Source organism: Arthrobacter sp. Y3221157, from assembly GCF_059089865.1.
Genome location: NZ_JBNHFD010000003.1, coordinates 102586 through 119237, shown reverse-complemented (window position 1 = coordinate 119237; position 16652 = coordinate 102586). Strand labels below are relative to the sequence as shown.

General features: G+C 66.9%; 15 protein-coding genes. 5 read left to right on the top strand and 10 right to left on the bottom strand.

Going from position 1 to position 16652, the window contains the following annotated elements; all coding sequences use genetic code 11:
* Positions 1-80: 80 nt before the first annotated feature.
* From AC5RTT_RS02250 to AC5RTT_RS02240, 3 genes are read right to left on the bottom strand one after another with little or no spacing between them, the layout of a single operon-like run.
* The gene (locus AC5RTT_RS02250) at positions 81-845 is read right to left on the bottom strand and encodes an IclR family transcriptional regulator (RefSeq protein ID WP_494143836.1); all 765 of its coding nucleotides are present in this window, start codon (positions 843-845) and stop codon (positions 81-83) included.
* A 39-nt stretch (positions 846-884) separates the two neighbouring features.
* Positions 885-1637, bottom strand: coding sequence for a cyclase family protein (locus AC5RTT_RS02245; RefSeq protein WP_494143835.1), 753 nt, complete (start codon positions 1635-1637; stop codon positions 885-887).
* The gene (locus AC5RTT_RS02240; protein WP_494143840.1) at positions 1634-2128 is read right to left on the bottom strand and encodes a hypothetical protein; all 495 of its coding nucleotides are present in this window, start codon (positions 2126-2128) and stop codon (positions 1634-1636) included. The genes AC5RTT_RS02245 and AC5RTT_RS02240 overlap by 4 nt, the downstream gene beginning before the upstream one ends.
* Before the next feature lie 55 nt (positions 2129-2183).
* Here AC5RTT_RS02240 and mmuM point away from each other — a divergent pair, with 55 nt between their 5' ends.
* Both mmuM and AC5RTT_RS02230 read left to right on the top strand, forming a co-directional pair.
* Positions 2184-3143, top strand: coding sequence for a homocysteine S-methyltransferase (gene mmuM, locus AC5RTT_RS02235; protein ID WP_494143834.1), 960 nt, complete (start codon positions 2184-2186; stop codon positions 3141-3143).
* A gap of 87 nt (positions 3144-3230) precedes the next feature.
* Entirely contained in the window at positions 3231-3725 is a 495-nt protein-coding gene (locus AC5RTT_RS02230) for a hypothetical protein (protein ID WP_494143833.1), read from the top strand.
* A gap of 22 nt (positions 3726-3747) precedes the next feature.
* Here the strand turns inward: AC5RTT_RS02230 and AC5RTT_RS02225 are convergent, their stop codons facing one another.
* Complete coding sequence (locus AC5RTT_RS02225) at positions 3748-4299, bottom strand: dihydrofolate reductase family protein (RefSeq protein ID WP_494143832.1); 552 nt, start codon at positions 4297-4299, stop codon at positions 3748-3750.
* Between the two features lie 210 nt (positions 4300-4509).
* On the opposite strand from AC5RTT_RS02225, the gene AC5RTT_RS02220 reads away from it, so the two are divergent.
* Positions 4510-4962, top strand: coding sequence for a hypothetical protein (locus tag AC5RTT_RS02220; protein ID WP_494143831.1), 453 nt, complete (start codon positions 4510-4512; stop codon positions 4960-4962).
* A 9-nt stretch (positions 4963-4971) separates the two neighbouring features.
* On the opposite strand, the gene AC5RTT_RS02215 is transcribed toward AC5RTT_RS02220, so the two are convergent.
* From AC5RTT_RS02215 to AC5RTT_RS02200, 4 genes are all read right to left on the bottom strand, one after another.
* Positions 4972-5880 (bottom strand): GGDEF domain-containing response regulator, encoded by a 909-nt coding sequence (locus AC5RTT_RS02215; RefSeq protein ID WP_494143830.1) that lies wholly within the window; start codon positions 5878-5880, stop codon positions 4972-4974.
* The gene (locus AC5RTT_RS02210; RefSeq protein WP_494143829.1) at positions 5877-8888 is read right to left on the bottom strand and encodes a response regulator; all 3012 of its coding nucleotides are present in this window, start codon (positions 8886-8888) and stop codon (positions 5877-5879) included. The genes AC5RTT_RS02215 and AC5RTT_RS02210 overlap by 4 nt, the downstream gene beginning before the upstream one ends.
* A gap of 141 nt (positions 8889-9029) precedes the next feature.
* The gene (locus tag AC5RTT_RS02205; RefSeq protein ID WP_494143828.1) at positions 9030-11219 is read right to left on the bottom strand and encodes a sensor domain-containing protein; all 2190 of its coding nucleotides are present in this window, start codon (positions 11217-11219) and stop codon (positions 9030-9032) included.
* 165 nt (positions 11220-11384) lie between these two features.
* Positions 11385-11654, bottom strand: coding sequence for a GlsB/YeaQ/YmgE family stress response membrane protein (locus AC5RTT_RS02200; protein WP_494052373.1), 270 nt, complete (start codon positions 11652-11654; stop codon positions 11385-11387).
* Positions 11655-11874: 220 nt separating this feature from the next.
* On the opposite strand from AC5RTT_RS02200, the gene AC5RTT_RS02195 reads away from it, so the two are divergent.
* Positions 11875-12741 carry an HAD hydrolase family protein gene (locus AC5RTT_RS02195; RefSeq protein WP_494143827.1) on the top strand — a complete coding sequence of 289 codons (867 nt, stop codon included), beginning with the start codon at positions 11875-11877 and terminating at the stop codon, positions 12739-12741.
* Positions 12742-12747: 6 nt separating this feature from the next.
* On the opposite strand, the gene AC5RTT_RS02190 is transcribed toward AC5RTT_RS02195, so the two are convergent.
* Both AC5RTT_RS02190 and AC5RTT_RS02185 read right to left on the bottom strand, forming a co-directional pair.
* Positions 12748-14157, bottom strand: a complete 1410-nt coding sequence (locus tag AC5RTT_RS02190) for a UDP-glucose dehydrogenase family protein (protein WP_494143826.1) — start codon at positions 14155-14157, stop codon at positions 12748-12750.
* Entirely contained in the window at positions 14157-15326 is a 1170-nt protein-coding gene (locus AC5RTT_RS02185) for a glycosyltransferase family 4 protein (RefSeq protein ID WP_494143825.1), read from the bottom strand. The genes AC5RTT_RS02190 and AC5RTT_RS02185 overlap by 1 nt, the downstream gene beginning before the upstream one ends.
* A 263-nt stretch (positions 15327-15589) precedes the next feature.
* On the opposite strand from AC5RTT_RS02185, the gene AC5RTT_RS02180 reads away from it, so the two are divergent.
* Positions 15590-16441, top strand: coding sequence for a PRC and DUF2382 domain-containing protein (locus tag AC5RTT_RS02180; protein WP_494143824.1), 852 nt, complete (start codon positions 15590-15592; stop codon positions 16439-16441).
* The last annotated feature ends 211 nt before the right edge of the window (positions 16442-16652 follow it).

The following is a 16652-nucleotide window of genomic DNA, read 5'->3' as shown; positions in this document are numbered from 1 at the left end:
GCTGCTGCCGCCGCCGCTGCCCTGCATGGGGCCGCGGAGCGGCTCGGGGCATCTCCAGCCGCCAGCTGATCGGCTTGTAACTAGCCCTCGGGCCGGTAGCCCAACCGGGTCTCGAGCCACTGTCCCTGCGGCACCAATGCCGCGGCGCAGCTGTCCCGCTTCGGTTCCAGCCGGTCCTTGATGCCCACAATCTGCAGTGCCGCCACTACGTCGCCCTTGAAATCGCGGACCGGGACGGCCAGCGAGTAGAGCCCCGGTTCAGCCTCCTCGTCAACGATCGAGTAGCCGCGTTCCCGCGCTGCCTCCCGCCGGGCGAGGAAGTCTTCAATGCCGGTGGGAGTGTTGGGACCGTGGCGGACAAAGTCGACGCCGGCAAACACCGTCCGCACTTCGGCCTCCGACGCTTCCCACAGGACGGCCTGCCCGGCGTCGCTGCAGTAGGCGGGGTACGGGCGGCCCAGCCAGGATCCCACCAGGTTGCTGCTGGCGGGGACGCTCTCACCAATGGTGACGGTGCTGTCACCGTGCAGCACCCCGAGGAAGCAAGCCTCATCAGTGGCTGAAGCGAGGCTGTCCAGGGCTGTGCCGCCGTCGGTCTGCAGCCGGCGTTCGGTCAGGATCTGGGCGTCGGTGAGGAGCGACCAGTCAAGGGCGTAGCTGCGGGACGTGCGCGAGAGGAAGCCCTCGTGCTCGGCGCTGCGCAGGTTGCGGGAAACCTGGCTGCGGTCCCTCCCCAGGTCCGCCGCGATGTCGGCAACCGTGCCGCCCGGAAGCCCTGCGGCATGCCGTGCCCCCACGGCCAGGACCGCCTGGATTCCACGGCCCATGCTGGAGGTTTTCGACATGGAATTGAGTCTAGTGGAGCGGCCTTCCAGGCCACCGGTTCAGCAGATGGCAAACACCCGCGCCGGGAACCCGCTGCCGTCCAAAGGCTTGGCCCAGGTTGCGACGACGGCGGCTCCGGCCTCGGGCAGCCCGTCCAGGTTGGCCAGCAGTTCGATCTGCCAGCGGTCCTGCTCCAGCACATAGGTTTCCAGGCTGAAGTCCTGCCGGGAGGTGGCGAGGCCAGGGTCCGTGTCGGTCTGCTCGTGGCCGACAGCAGCAACCGACCGCTCGTTGACCAGGAAGGCCAGCACTTCCAGTGACCAGCCCGGTGTGTGGCTCAGCCCGTCAGCGTCCCGGTTGGCCATGGCCTCGGCGTCCGGCCACCGGTGGCTCCAGCCGGTACGGAGGGCCACGAGGCTGCCCGCCGGGATGGTGCCGTTGCGGCTCTCCCAGCCATGTACGTCCTGCAGGGTGGGGGTGGCATCCGGGTTGCCGACCACGCGGTGGGAGATGTCCAGGACCACCAACGGCAGGATCATCTCCTGGACCGGGATTCGGTCAAGGGTCCGGCCGCCCCGAATGAAGTGCGACGGCGGGTCCACATGCGTGCCCCACTGGCCCACAATTGAATAGCGGTGGGCGGTGAAGCCGTCCCCCTTTTCAAGGTCGAAGAGGGCTTCGCGCTCCTCATCCGGGAAAGCGGCGAAATGCGGCTGGCCGGGGTGGAAGGCGTGGGTCAGGTCAACGAACCGGCGGCCCGCGAGCACCTGCAGCAGTCCTTCCCACAGGGAGGTGGTGAGGGTTTCCGTCATGATGCTGCCGCTCCTTGGGTGACCGGTGCCAGTGCCGTGCTGGTTACGCTGAGGGGTCCTTCGAGTTCGATCACCGGAACTTCCCACGGGTGGATGTCCACGATCTGCCGCATGAACCGCTCAACGGCGGCGTCTTCCAGCGAGGCATCGAAGTAGGTGGTGAAAACGAAGGTGGGGGACAGGGTCTGTTCGCCGACGCGCCCCAGCGTGGGGTTGGCTCCCTCTGCTGTGGTGAACCCTTCGAAGCCAAGCCCGGATTCGAACACGTGCTTGTAGGTGCCAAAGTCGCCCAGTTCCTGGAACTGCGCCAAGGCCCCGAGCAGGGCTGCGATGCCCGGATCGTCCCGGAAGGCATCCGCTTTCCCCAGGGCCAGCTGCGCAAACGTGGCGCCGCTGATGGGCCAGTGGACGCGCAGCTTGCGCACCGCGTGTAGTTGAACGTCCAAGAACCTGTCCTCTTTCCTTCCGCCGGGCTGGCGGCTGCCTGCCATCGTGGCAGAAAGAAACATTCATTACAAGCATAAGAAAATGCGTATGGTGACTGTCATGCCTTTAAACGCGTTGTCCTCCCTCCTCGAATCGGGGGAGTACCTTCCGTCCGACGGCGCCCTGGCAACAGAGCTTGAGGCCCGGGGCTGCAATCTGGACGACCCGTTGTGGTCTGCCAAGGTCCTGCTCGAACAACCCCACCTGATCAGGGACGTCCACCGGGACTACTTTGCGGCGGGAGCGAGGATCGCCACCACAGCCAGTTACCAGGCCACGCCCCAGGGGTTTGCCCCGCGGGGGATCAGTGAGCAGGAGGCGCTGGAGCTGGTGGCATTGTCGGTCAGGCTTGCCGACGAGGCCCGCCGCGAACACCTTGCCGCCCACCCGGAAGCCAAGCCGTTGCTGGTTGCCGGCTCTGTGGGACCCTACGGCGCCTACCTTGCGGACGGTTCCGAGTACCGCGGGGACTACTCCCTGGCTCCCGCAGAATTCCGCGACTTCCACTATCCCCGGATCGCAGCCCTCGTCAGCGCCGGCGCCGATGTTCTCGCCTTCGAAACACTCCCGTCCTTCGCCGAGGCGGAGGTGCTGCTGGCACTCAGCAAGGAGTTCGACGTCGACTCCTGGTTCTCCTTCTCGCTCCGGGACGGCGGACACATCAGTGACGGCACTCCGCTGACGCTGGTGGCGGCACTGCTGGACGGCGAGGCGTCCGTGGCAGCTGTCGGCGTGAACTGCGTGCCACTGGAGCTGGTCTCCCCGGCGCTCGCCGCTTTGGGGGCGGCCACCAGCAAGCCGCTGGTGACCTACCCGAACTCGGGTGAGACCTACGATCCCGGTACCAAGACCTGGAGCCCTGCCGCACCGTCCGAAGGCACACTGCTTGGGCATCCGGCCAGCCTTGCCGAGGGCAGGGCAACCTGGCAGGACCTCGGGGCTCGCATCATCGGCGGGTGCTGCCGGACAACCCCGGGTGACATCGCCGCCGTCGGACGCCTGCTTTCCCCCAGGTACTGAACCGCACGTGTAACGGCCTCCTGTTTGCCGCCACGGGCGAGGGGTACGGAATGTCCTGTCACCGTTCCAGAATCAACAGGAGGAGCCATGCCCCAATCACGCGGTCAAGTGTTACTTGCGGCGGCTGCACGAGGTGCTGTTTGCGGCCTTGCCGGCGTCGCTGTGATGACGGCGGGGGAGAAGCTTGAACAAATCCTGACCAAGCGTCCCAACTCCTACGTTCCCGCCCGGACACTGCTGACTCTGCTGGGGCAGCGGGCCGATGACGCGCAACAGCCCCTTGTTTGGAACCACATCATGCATTGGGGGACCGGCGCTGCTTTGGGGTCGCTGCGGGGGATCTGGGCCGTCACCGGCATCCGGGGTCCGCTGGCCCATGTCAAGCACACTGTTGTCCGGCTCGCGTTCGACCAGACGCTGGAAAACTCCACCGGAGCCGGCGCCCCGCCCACCAGTTGGCCTGCCAGGGAACAGCTGGTGGACGTGACGCATAAGGCCCTCTACTCGCTGGCCACCGGACTACTGGCCGACCGCTGGATCCGCCCGGTCCTGGAATCCCGGCGAGGGACCGTCAGCCACTAGCCGGCGATGGCCTGCCCCGGCTTCAGCCCTCCAGCCGGCTGTAGGTGCTGAGGACGTTGCCCTTGCTGGTCCGCTTTTCGTCCTGCAGCACCAGCCGGGTTGTGGGATCGCCGTCCTCGAAGAGCCGGCGGCCGCTCCCGGCGATCACCGGGTGCGTCATCAGGGTCAGGGAGTCCAGCAGCCCGGCGAACAGCAGCTGCCGGGTCACGGAGATGCTGCCGCAGACGGCGATCTCGCCGCCGTCGCGCTCCTTCAGCTTTGCCACAAACTCTTCCAGCGGGGCATCCATCAGGTGGGAGTTCTGCCATGCGAGCGGTTCGGTGAGGGTCCGTGAGGCCACGTGCTTCTCCACCGGATTGATGAAGGCGGCAAAGTCCTCGTCCACCGACGCGTTCGGCCAGTAGCTGGCCCACTCCTGGTAGCTCACCCGGCCCAGCACCACCGTGTCCACGTTATCCATCATCCTGGTCAGGCCTTCACCGAGCTCGTCATCGAAGCTGTCGAACTGGAACTTGTAGGGATCGGACACCACGCCATCCACGGAATGGAACAGGCCGGCAGTTACTTTGCGCATAAGGAAGCCTCTCGGAAATCGGGCGGACAAATTCACCGTAACGGGGGCTCGGCTCAGCGGGGAAGATCCGGCCAAAAACGGACGACGGCGGGGCCGCCAGTTATGTTCGTCACTCGCCACGGTGTCTTGCCGCGTTTCGCCTCAAACCAGCCCCATACTTATGTTGATGCGGCCACTTTCCGCAGCCCCCGGCCAGGCAGGAGGAAGTGCATGGAAACCCTGAAAAAAGTCGTGACCAACCAGTATTTTCCCGCCGCTGCCGTATTGACGGCAGTGATTCTTTTCTGGGCCGTGGGACTGCTGGGCGGGCTGTCCCTGCTGCATAACAACCAGCCGCCGCTGACCACGCTCACCTGGATGCTGTTCGTCTACGGCGCCGCGGTGCTCACGCCCCTCGCGGGCATGCTGGCCGCCGCCGACCTGTTCCGCCGCTGGCGCCGCAACCGCGCCGCGGCAGCCGCCGTTGAGCTAGCCGACGGCGATACCTACCTCGGCGCGTCAGTCCAGGCTCCTGCCGCGGAGGAAGTGGTTCCTGACACCGCGGGTGACCCGGCCTACCAGGCACCGTCCCGCCCCGAAGCAACGCCGCAGCCGCAGGCCGCCGCGACACCGGAAGCCAAGAAGCCGGTCCCCAAGAAGGCCGGCACCAAAAAAGCCGCCTGAGAACCCGGTCTACCCGGCCAGTTCCACCCGGTCCCGGCCGGCCGTCTTGGCCGCGTAGAGTGCCGCGTCCGCGGCACCAAGCAGTGTCTCGGCGTCCCGGCCCTCGGTGGGGGAAAACGTCGAGATTCCGGCGCTGAGCCGCAACTGGCCTGACGGGTCGCCGCGGTGGGGGATGGCAAGATCCCGCACGGCGTCCAGCGCCCGCTCCATGCAGGCCTTCGCGCGCAGCAGGCTTTGGTGCGGGAAGACCAGCAGGAACTCCTCGCCGCCGAACCGGTACACGCCGTCGGACTTCCGGGCCTGCCCCGCGAGGGCCGCGGCTACGGCGCGCAACGCAAGGTCGCCGGCCTGGTGCCCGTAAACGTCGTTGTAGGCCTTGAAATTGTCCACGTCGCACATGGCCAGGCTGTACTGCTCCCCGTAGCGGACGCTGCGGGCATGCAACTGCTCCAGGTCCTCAGCCAGCTTCAGCCGGTTGTGCAGCCCGGTCAACGGATCGGTGCGCGCCTGCTGCGACAGCACCTTCCGGTAGTGGGCCAGGTCCGCATGCAGGGTGGTGATCCGCAGTGCCACCAGCAGCCTGGCCCGCAGCACGAAGGGATCCAGCGGCTTGGTGACGTAGTCGTCAGCCCCGGCCTCGAGCCCGGCCAGCACGTGATCACGGGAGTCCTGCGAAGTCAGCATCACAATGTACGTGTACAGGTCTGCTCCCCGGGACCGGATGGCGCGGCAGAGGGCCAGCCCGTCCATCCCGGGCATCATCCAGTCCGTGACCACCACATCGGGCTGGTGCTCAAGGTACAGTCCCCACGCCTCGTCACCGTCCGCGGCGGCCAGGCAATCGTGCCCGGCGCGCTCGACGGCGGCCCGGGCCACCAGCAGCGAACCCGGATCGTCATCGGCAACCAGGACTTTCATCCGTCCACCTCCAGTGCCGCATCGAGTTCAACATCCACCCGCCGCAGCTCTGCCTCGAGCCGGCGCAGCAGGTCCCTGCCGCCGTCGTGGTTTCCTGCCCGGTCCAGCCCCTCCAGGTCGGCGCAGATGGCGGCCGCCCTGCCGGCGCCGATGTTGGCCGCCGACCCCTTCAAGGCATGCGCAGCCTGCACCAGGGCCTCCCCGCCGCCGTCATCCAGCGCAGCCTGCAGTGCTGCCATCCGGGCCGGCACGTCCTTCCGGAACGCTTCCACCGTGGCCGGCAGCAGCCCGCGGCCGTCATCGGGACCCAGGCCCCGGAGCATGGCGAGCCGGTCCTGGTCCACAGCACGGGGCTCCGTGGCTGTTGCCGCGGCTGAAGTGGCGCCGGTGGCTGCCAATACCTGGGCGGCCGGTTCAGGAACCCACCGGGTCAGCGCAGCCTGCAGTGCTGCCGCATCCACCGGCTTGGCCAGGTAATCATCCATGCCCGCGGCGAGGCACCGTTCCCTGTCCCCGTCCAGGGCGCCGGCAGTCATGGCGATGATGGGCAGCCGGACACTTCCGCCGCGGGCGCGGATCACGCGCGTGGCCTCGAAACCGTCCATGACAGGCATATGGCAGTCCATCAGGACCGCGGAATACCGGGTGCCGGCGGTGGCATCCACAGCCTCCGCTCCATTGGAGACAACGTCCACCGCGTAGCCGAACTTGCTGACCGTCGCCTCGGCCACCAGCTGGTTGACCTCGTTGTCCTCCACTATCAGGACCCGCCCGCGGTGCGGGCTGTCCCCGGGGGCCGTCTCCTGCAGAAGGCTGGACGCTCCGGCGGGCTGGACGGTTTCGCTGTTGGACATGAGGCGGACCAGGCGGTTGTAGAACTCGGAGCTGCGGACGGGCTTCATCAGCCACTCGCGTACTCCAGCCCCGGCCAGGTCGGCCGTGTTCACCTGCATGGTGGATGTGAGCATGATGAGTTCGATGTCCACCAGGCGGGGGTCGGACTTCATCTGCCGGGCCAGCTCCAGGCCGTCGGTGTCCGGCATGCAGAGATCCAGCACTGCCAGATGGAACGGCTGGCCTGCGGCATGTGCCTGCCGGGCGCGGTCCAGTGCCGCGGCGGCATCCGGCACGGCCTCGGGTTGCAGCCGCCAGCCCCGCAGTTGCGAATCCAGCACCAGGCGGTTGGTGGCGTTGTCGTCCACCACCAGGACGCGCAGGCCGTTGAGGAAGCCCGCGGCGGGGACGGGATCGGTGGACGGCGGCGCCACGGGCAGCGGCAGCCGGAACCAGAAGGTGCTGCCTTGACCGGGCATGCTCTCCAGTCCGATATCGCCGTCCATCGCTTTTGTGAGGCGGCTGCTGATGGCCAGGCCCAGGCCGGTTCCCCCGTAACGCCGGGTGGTGGAGGCGTCCGCCTGCGAGAACGATTCGAACAGTTTCCGGTGGTGGGCGGGATCGATGCCGATGCCGGTGTCCCGGACCTCGAAGTGGACTGCGGAGATGCTTCCCGGGGCTGCGCCCGGGTTTTGTATTGTTACCCGGATGGACACCTCCCCGGAGGCAGTGAACTTCACCGCATTGGAGGCGAGGTTCAGCAGGATCTGCCGGATCCGTCCCGAATCGCCCTGCAGGCGCGCCGGCACATCAGGCTCGCAGTACCCGATGAGCTCAAGGTTCTTGGCGAGGGCAGCCTCGGCCAGGAGCCCGGCCACCTCCTCGACGAGGGCCCGGGGATCGAACGGGCGGACGTCCAGGTCCACCTTGCCGGCCTCCAGCTTGGAGAAATCCAGGATGTCGTTGATCAGGGCCAGGAGTGCTTCACCGGCGCCCCGTACGCCCTGGGCGTACTGCTTCTGGGTGTCATCCAAAGGTGTTTCCAGGAGGAGGGCAGTCAGGCCCACCACGCCGTTCATGGGGGTCCGGATTTCATGGCTCATGGTGGCCAGGAATTCGGACTTGAGCCGGCTGGATTCCATGGCAGCCGCCCTTGCGGTCTCCAGCTCGCGGGTCCTGGCCGCCACTTCGTCCTCGAGTCCGCCGGTGAGCGTGATGTTCTCAAACACAATCAGCACCTGCCGTATCAGGGCGGATACCAGCACGGCGGCTCCCACCACCAGCGGGAACGGATCATGTGTGGCCAAATCAGGCCCGGCCAATAGGATCACGGCCGCCAGCAACGGCCCGTATGGCAGCAGTTCAAGCGCCAGCGTGGCACCCTTCCCCACCGGGCCTGGCTTGTCCTCATCCGGCACCAGGGTGGCAAAAGCGATCAGGAGGAAGGCGGCGACCCAGCCCAGAGTGAGCAGCGAACCGGTGGCCCCGGTGAAGCCGTCAAACGTCATTCGCACATAAATGCTGTCCGTGACCGCAAGGACCAGCATGCCGCCCCCGAAGCACAGGAAGGGAAGCCGCTCCCCGGGCTGCCGGCGCATGGCCAGGACCAGCACGAGGGATGTGATCGCCAAGTCCACCACGGGGTAGGCCATGCCGGTGAGCCGGGCCAGGGCGTCCCCTTCTGCATTGAACGCAGCTCCGAGCACCGTGTACCAGCTGACCACCAGCAACGAACCGGCGATGACCGCGGCGTCCATCAGGGCCCGGTAGAACGCTACGGGGTTTCCCGCCCGCCTTGCGAAGGCGAATATCGCGATGACGGCGGGCACCGCGTAGCCGATAAACCCGGCGTCGGCCAGCGACGGGAAGGGATAGACGTGGTTGAAGGCCAGGCCGTAGTACGTATACACAGCCATGCCGGCGGCCCACACGAACACCGCTATGGCCATGAAGGTCCAGGCCCTGCCGTTCACCCCGCCGAGCCGGGCTGCGCGCGCGCAGCTTGCCCCTGCCAGCAGCGATGCGGCGAGAATCAGGAAATCTCCTGTCACCAGCGCATGCAACGTGCCGCTGTTCGCGGCGAAGTACAGGCCCAGCGCCGCAAGCCCTGCTGCCACCAGCAGGGCAAGCAGGCCCAGCCGCGTCCTGCTGCCCGTGGTGGGCTTTTGTTCCAAGAGACCAGCCTGAGACACGGACAAACCCTTCCCCCTACCGGCGCCCTGAGCCCCAGCCGGGCCCACCCGAGACCTGGGTGGAGACGCCTCCCTATGATATCCCTCACACCTCACGGGCGGCGTGCTGGCTGTGCCGGGAACCTACCTACCCTTGAGGGCATGGAGGGCTTCCTCGGCCCGCCGCAGGGCATGGTCCAGCCGTTCTCCGGGTTCCGGGAGCGAGAACAGGTAACCCTGCAGGGAGTCGCACTCCAGCGCCGTCAGGTAGTCCGCCTGCGCGGCGGTTTCGACGCCCTCCGCCGTCACCGTCAGCCCGAGGCTGTGGGCCATGTTGATCATGGAGCTCAGGATGGGCAGGCGTTCCTCGCCGGTGCGGACCATGGACACGAAGGTCTTGTCGATCTTCACCGTATCCACGGGAAGGTCCTGCAGCCTGCCAAGGGAGGAGTAGCCGGTTCCGAAATCGTCCAGGGCCACCCGGGCGCCGGCGTCCCGCAGCGAGCTGAGTTGTCTGATCAAGCTGCAGTCGGCGTCGAAGAACACGCTCTCGGTCACCTCCAGCATCAGCTGGTAGGCCGCCACTCCGCTGGCCTCCGCAAGGTGGAGCACCCCGTGGGCGAAGTCCGGGTCCTGGAGCTGGACCCCCGAGACGTTGACCGAGAGGGACCGCGAGGGATCCTCGCTGAGCCACCGTGCCAGCTGCACCATCCCCAGCGCCATCACCTCCGCGCCGATTTCGTTGACGAGTCCGGTGCGCTCAGCGAGCGGGATGAAGATCGACGGCGGGACCCGCTCGCCGCCGCGGTCCCACCGGGCCAGCGCCTCGAACTTCACCACCTGTCCCATTCGGTGCGACACGATGGGCTGGAAGTCAACGGTAATCTGGCCGCGAGGAACGGCCAGTTGCAGGGCGCTTTCCATATTCGTGCGCTGCACGAGTGCAGTCATCATGTCCGGGTGGAACCGCAGGAACCGGTTCTTGCCGGCAGCCTTCGCCGCGTACATCGCGATGTCCGCCTGGCGCAGGAGTTCGGACGGGCCCACGCTCGCCTGGGCCAGCGATGCGAGCCCCAGGCTGAGGCTGGGGCGCAGCACTGTGCCGTTGATGGTCAGCGGAACGTGCAGGCAGCGGACGATGCAGGCAGCGATCTGGTCCGCGTCGGGGCAGGCGGTCAGCAGCACCACGAATTCGTCACCGCCCAGGCGCGCCACGACGTCGGCGGTGGGCACGCAGCCGCGGAGCCGGCGCGATACCTCGATCAGCATGTCGTCGCCCGCCTGGTGGCCAAGGATGTCATTGACTTCCTTGAAGTCGTCGAGGTCCAGAAGGAGGACATCCACGGTCTTTAGCCGCGGTTCCTGCAACGCGCCGGCCAGGGCGTCATTAAAGACTGCCCTGTTGGCCAGCCCGGTCAGGGGGTCCTGGAAGGCCATGGCACGGAGTTTCTCTGTTTGCGCGGCGAGGTCCAGCATTGCCTGCTGGGCCTGTTCCTGGGCCTTCCGCCGCGGCGTCACATCGCGGAAGCTCCACACCCGGCCCACAACGTTCTCGCCCACCCGCTGGGGCCGGGAGTACCGCTCGAAGGTCCGGCCGTCCTTGAAGTCCAGGACGTCGTGGCTTTCGGCCTCCGGGTCCTCTTCCAGCTCCGTCAGCCGGGCCATGAAGGCAATAGGGTCCGCCACCTGCGAAACGATGAGCCGCATGATGGGTTCTTCGCTGTCGCCCTTCAGGAGCTCCACCGGGATGTTCCACATGCTGACGAACTGGTCATTGAAGCCGGCCACGTGTCCTTCGGAACTCAACACCAGGATACCGTCGGCGGTGGACTGCAAGGTGGCCGTGAGCAGGGACATGGCCTCCCGCAGGTCCGCGTCCGCGGCCTGGCGGTGTGACGTACCCCGGACGGACAGCAGCAGGCACGTTCCGGCCGGCATCCCGCCGTCGTGGCCCGCCTGCGAGGCCTGGATTGCCAGGCCCGCTGCCTCATCGCGCCCGCCGGAAGGAACCAGGGAGCACGCCACCTCCGCCGGGAACTCCGTGCGGTCGCGATGCTTCCCCCGGATCTCCACGGGCGGTGGGTAGTCGCCGGGCTCGAGGGTAAGCCGGCGGAGCAGACGGTCCACGTCGTCACCAAACCCGGCGGCCAGCAGGTTCCGGTAGTTGCGTCCGGTCAACTCCTCGGGTGGAAACCCGAAGAGCCGCGCCGCCGCGGCATTGGCCACGGTGATGATGCCGTCCGCAGAAAGGGCTAAAAGGGCGTCCGGAGTCGCGTCCAGGACCGCACTGAATGCCCGGACCGCCAGATTTTCCGCCTGGCTTGAATCAGCCATGACACCACCCCCTCGGACATCATAAATGCGGACGCAGGACTTTCGCCCCGGAACGTGAAATCGGTTCCCATTAGTTATCCGGAAGTTTGGTCCCGGAAGCCACGACGCAAAAAACGCCGTCCTCGGAATGGAGGACGGCGTTTTGCGTTGGAATTTATTGTGCGGCTACACCCTGCGGTGGCTGCGGTTCGTGACCATGCCGTAGACCAGCAGGACGATGATCGAGCCGAGGATGGCCAGCAGCCAGGTGCGGATATCGAAGAACTCCGCCAGTCCGCCACCGAAGATCAGCGAACCGATCCAGCCGCCGAGGATTGCGCCGACAACCCCGAGGACCATGGTGATAACCCAGCCTCCGCCTTGGCGGCCCGGCAGGATTGCCTTCGCAATAGCTCCGGCGATCAGGCCCAAAATGAGAAATCCTAGAATGCCCATGTTGTCACTCCTTAATCAGTAAGTTGTGCCGGGCCCCCATATTCCGGTGTGCTAATTCAATCAGTGTGCTTACTTGCCTGCAAGGCCTCAAACATCACAGGATGACTGTCACTTTGTCCGCCGCGCAGCAGGTTTCCCGGCCTGGGAATGGCAGGAAACTGCCGCGGGTCCCGCCTTGGATAGGATGAAACGGTCCCCGTAACAGACCAAGGAGTCCGGCATGTCCAGCCAGCGAACCGTCCGGCCGCGTGCCATCTTTCTCGACATCGACGGTACCTACGCCGACCACGGGCTGGCCCCGGAAGCCCACGTTGAGGCCGTCCAGGCCGCGCGCCGGAACGGCCACCTGGTATTCGTGTGCACCGGACGCCCGCTGTCCATGGTCCCCGGCCACATCCTGGCGGCGGGATTCGACGGCGTGATCACCGGCGCCGGTGCCCGGGTGGAAATGGACGGTGAGGTCCTCAAGGACTCGCGCTTTGAGCCGGAGGTGGCTGCCCGCATCGTTGAGACCCTGGACGCCAACAACGCCGCCTACATCCTGGAAGCACCCGAGGCGCTGCACGGACGCACCGGCGTGGACCAGCGCCTGCGGGAGGTCCTGGGACCCATCTTTGCCGGACGTCCGCAGCACGACGGCGTCCTGAGCACCGACGTGGATCCCCTTGAAGACATCCTCGGGCCCATGCAGTACGGCGACGACCTCAGGTCCGTATCCTTCGCCAAAATCTCCTGCTTCGACTCGCCGGTGCCGCTGCCCGGCCTCATGCACGACTTTGGTCCCGGGGTGGGGCTGATCCCGAGCTCCCTCTCCGCGCTGGGCGACCGCGCCGGGGAGATCTACATGGCCGGAACCCACAAGGCGTTGGGGATCCAGGTGCTGGAGCAGCGCCTGGGGCTGAAGCGGGAAGACATTGTGGCGATCGGGGATAGCGCCAACGATATCGAGATGCTGGAGTACGCCGGCACGGGCATCGCCGTGGAAGGCGGCCACCCGGGCGTGCTGGCAGTCGCAGACCGGGTTACCCCAGGCCCCGCCGGCAACGGCGTGGCACTCGCGTTCGCCGAACTGGGGCTGCTTACCTAAGAGGTCTTACCGCGCGCGGGAGGCCGGTACGCGTTCAGCGGCAGGTACCGCGGGTGCGGCACTGCCGGTTGACGTTCCGGCCGCCGTACCCAGGCCGCGCACCACCCAGCCGCCTGCCTGCCACGCAGCGGCGTCCAGCACATTGCGTGCGTCCAGCACCACCCGCCGTCGGACAAGCCCGCCGGCAACGGTGGGGGAGAGCTGCCGGTATTCGTCCCACTCCGTCAGGAGCAGGACCAGTTCCGCACCCTCGAGGGCACGTCCGGTGGAGGTTTCGAACCGCAGCCGGGGGTACCGCCGCCAGGCATTGTTGACCGCTTTGGGATCCGTCACCGTTACGTGTGCCCCTGCAGCCGCGAGCCTGTCCGCCACGTCAAGGGCGGGGGAGTCCCGGATGTCATCCGTGTCCGGTTTGAAGGACGCCCCCAGCACGGTCACCGAACGGCCGGCCAGGGTTCCGCCGCAGAGCTCCGCTGCCAGGTCCACCGTCCGGGACCGCTGCCCAAGGTTCACCGCATCCACCAGGCGCATCCAGTCCTCCACGGCGGCGACGCCGTGCCCGGCGGCCTGGGACCGGAAGCTGCGGATGTCCTTGGGCAGGCAGCCGCCGCCGAAGCCCAGCCCGGCATGCAGGTACCGGTTCCCGATCCTCGGGTCCAGGCCCATCGCCTCGCTGAGTTCGCCCACGTCCGCCCCGGAGGCGTCGCAGAGTTCGGCCACGGCGTTGATGAAGCTGACCTTGGTGGCCAGGTACGCGTTAGCCGCCGACTTGATGAGTTCCGCCGTCGCGAAATTGCAGACCAGCCGGGGAATCCCGGCCCGGAGCAGCGGCTCATACACCGCGTCCAGCACGGCCGTCACGCCCAGCGGCGCGCCGGTGGACGGGTTGAACGCGGCGGTCCGCCCGCCGTCCACGCCGTACACCAGCCGGTCAGGCACCAGCGAGTCCTTGACCGCAGTTCCCTGTCGGAGGAATTCGGGGTTCCAGCCCAGCAGCACGTCCGGCCGCCGGGCCAGGACGCCGCGGAGCATCTGAACGCTGCCCACGGGCACGGTGGATTTACCGACGACGACGGCGCCCGCCGCCAGGTGCGGCAGCAGCGTTCTGGCGGCGGAGACCAGGAAGGTGAGGTCGGCGGCGTCGGACGTTTTGTCCTGGGGAGTTCCGACGCAGAGGAAGTGGACCTGTGAGTCCTTGGCCTCTGCCGTGTCCGTGGAGAAGCGCAGCCTGCCGTTGCTGCGCCCGTCCCGGAGCAGTTCGTCCAGTCCGGGCTCGTGGAAGGGGGCGGCCCCGCGGCCCAGCTGTTCAACTTTGGCGGGATCGACGTCGATGCCCACCACCGTGTGGCCCATCGACGCCAGGGTGGCAGCGTGGACGGCACCAAGGTAGCCGCAGCCGATGACCGAAATTTTCATTATGCTGCCCCTGTCTTTGAAGCGGATGTCCAGGACCCGGATGCCCGTCCTGCCGGTGCGTCCGCCAGGACGTCCCCGTAGTGGCGGACCAGTTCGGCACAGAGTGCAGGCCAGGTCCTGTCCTGCACTGACGCATGGGCTGCAACGGCGAACGCCCGGCGCTTCGCGTCATCACCCATCAGGTCCAGGACGCGGGCCCGCAGGGCGGACAGGTCACCCGGTTCGTAGAGCCAGCCAGTCCGGGAGTTCTCCACCAGGTCCAGGGGGCCGCCGCGGCCCGTGGCCACCACCGGCACCCCCGATGCCATGGCCTCCTGGATGGTCTGGCAGAAGGTCTCGAACTCGCCGGGGTGGACGAACAGGTCGAAGGATGCCATGGCGCGTGCCAGGTCCTCGCCGCCCAGGAATCCGGTGAAGGCGGCAGCCGGCAGGGCTTCCTCCAGTGCGGCCCGCTGGGGACCGTCGCCCACGATCACCAGTTTTGTGTTGGGTATCCCGGCGAGGGCTGCGAGGTCCTCAACCTGCTTCTCCACGGCGAGCCTGCCAACGTAGCCGATGATCCGCTCGCCGCCGGGGGCCACCGCAGCCCGCCACCCGTCGTCGCGCTTTTCCGGCGAGAACCGGGCGGTGTCCACGCCGCGGCGCCACATCTGCACCCGGGGGATGCCGCGGCCGCGCAACTGGTTCAGCGCGAACGTGGACGGCACCAGGGTGCGGGAGGCCAGCAAATGGATGTTTTCCACGCGGTTCCAGGCCCAGTTCTCCAGGAAGGGCACACCGTAGCGGGCCGCATAGCTGGGAACCTCTGTCTGGTAGATGGCCACGGTGGGGATCCCCAGCTGACGTGCTGCCTGCGCCGCCCGCCAGCCGAGGACGAACGGTGAGGCAAGGTGGACAACGTCCGGCGCGTAGTCGGCAAGGATTCTCTTGACCCGGTACACACCGCCCATCGCCACCCGGACATTCGTGTATCCCGCCAGCGGCACGGCGGGCAGTCGATGGACCTCGGCACCCTTGACCTGATCGGGCGCGTCTCCGTCCTGGGTGGACGGGGCGATGACCAGGACGTCATCGCCCCGGTCCTGCAGGTGGTCCAGCACCCTCAGGATGGAGTGCGTTACCCCGTTCATCAGCGGCAGGAATGATTCAGCAACAATTGCGATCCTCACCCCACCACCGTGGGCTCCGGCCCTGACGTGGCGGGGGAGAACGCGTTACCCGGAGGGAAAGCTTGGGTGAACGGCAGGCGGTCCGGTTTAAAAAAGATTTACTAAGTAGGCTTTGCATATGATGCTAAGCATGCTTACGGTAGAGGGGCAGCCAGCACAAAAGCCTCAAGCAGCCGGGGCTCGGCCGGAGCGCGGGCAACCCCTGCACCGGACCATCCGCAGCTGGTGAAAACCCAGTGCAACGACACATCCAAGGAGACGTCATGCTCAATCGGGAAAACATTGAAGACCTGCTCAACAGGAACGGCAACGTCATCGGCTCCGATGGCGAGAAGATCGGTTCGATTGGCCAGCTGTACGCGGACGACGACACGGGTGAACCGACGTGGGTCACCGTAAAGACGGGCCTTTTCGGCACCTCCCAGTCCTTCGTCCCCGTTGAGGGCGCGCACACCCAGGGCGATGACCTGGTGGTTCCGTACACCAAGGAACACGTCAAGGACGCGCCCCGGGTAGACGTGGACGGCCACCTCACCCCCGAGGAGGAGGACCGCCTGTACACCTACTACGACCGCGGTGCCCGCACCTACTCCGACACCCGGAACGATGTGGACCTCCAGGGCGATGCCGACCTTAACACCGGCACCCCCACAGCCGGCATCGGCCGGGACCGCGACCTCACTGACCGGGATACTGATCGCGGCACGGTGGGCCACGACACCTCGGGCCCCAACACTGACGATGCCATGACCCGTTCCGAGGAACGGCTGCACGTCGGCAAGGAGCGCGAGGCCACCGGACGTGCCCGGCTGCGGAAGTATGTCACCACGGAGAACGTCACCAAGACCGTTCCGGTGCAGCGTGAGGAGGTCCGCCTGGAGCGCGAACCCATCACCGAGGCCAACCGCGGCGCTGCCATGTCCGGACCGGACATCAGCGAGGAAGAGCACGAGGTGATCCTCCATGAGGAGCGCCCCGTGGTTGAGAAGGAAACCGTGCCGGTGGAGCGTGTCCGCTTGGACAAGGACGTGGTCCAGGAGGACGTCCGGGTCGAAGAGGAAGTCCGCAAGGAAAACATTGATGCTGACGGCGTGGACCGCGACCGCCGGCTCTGAGTTTACGAAGCCAAAGGCCCTGACGCCCCGCTGACAGCGGGCAGGTTCGGCCCTGCGGCGATTCGCCGAAACTAAACAGACGACGCCGGGAGCCTACTTGGGGGCTCCCGGCGTCGCCGTGTCTGCAGAGATTATAAAAACGCTGGTGCAGCCTCCGCCAAGACGGTGACTGCACCAGCCAGTAGGACGAATATCTTCAGAACTTAGTGTT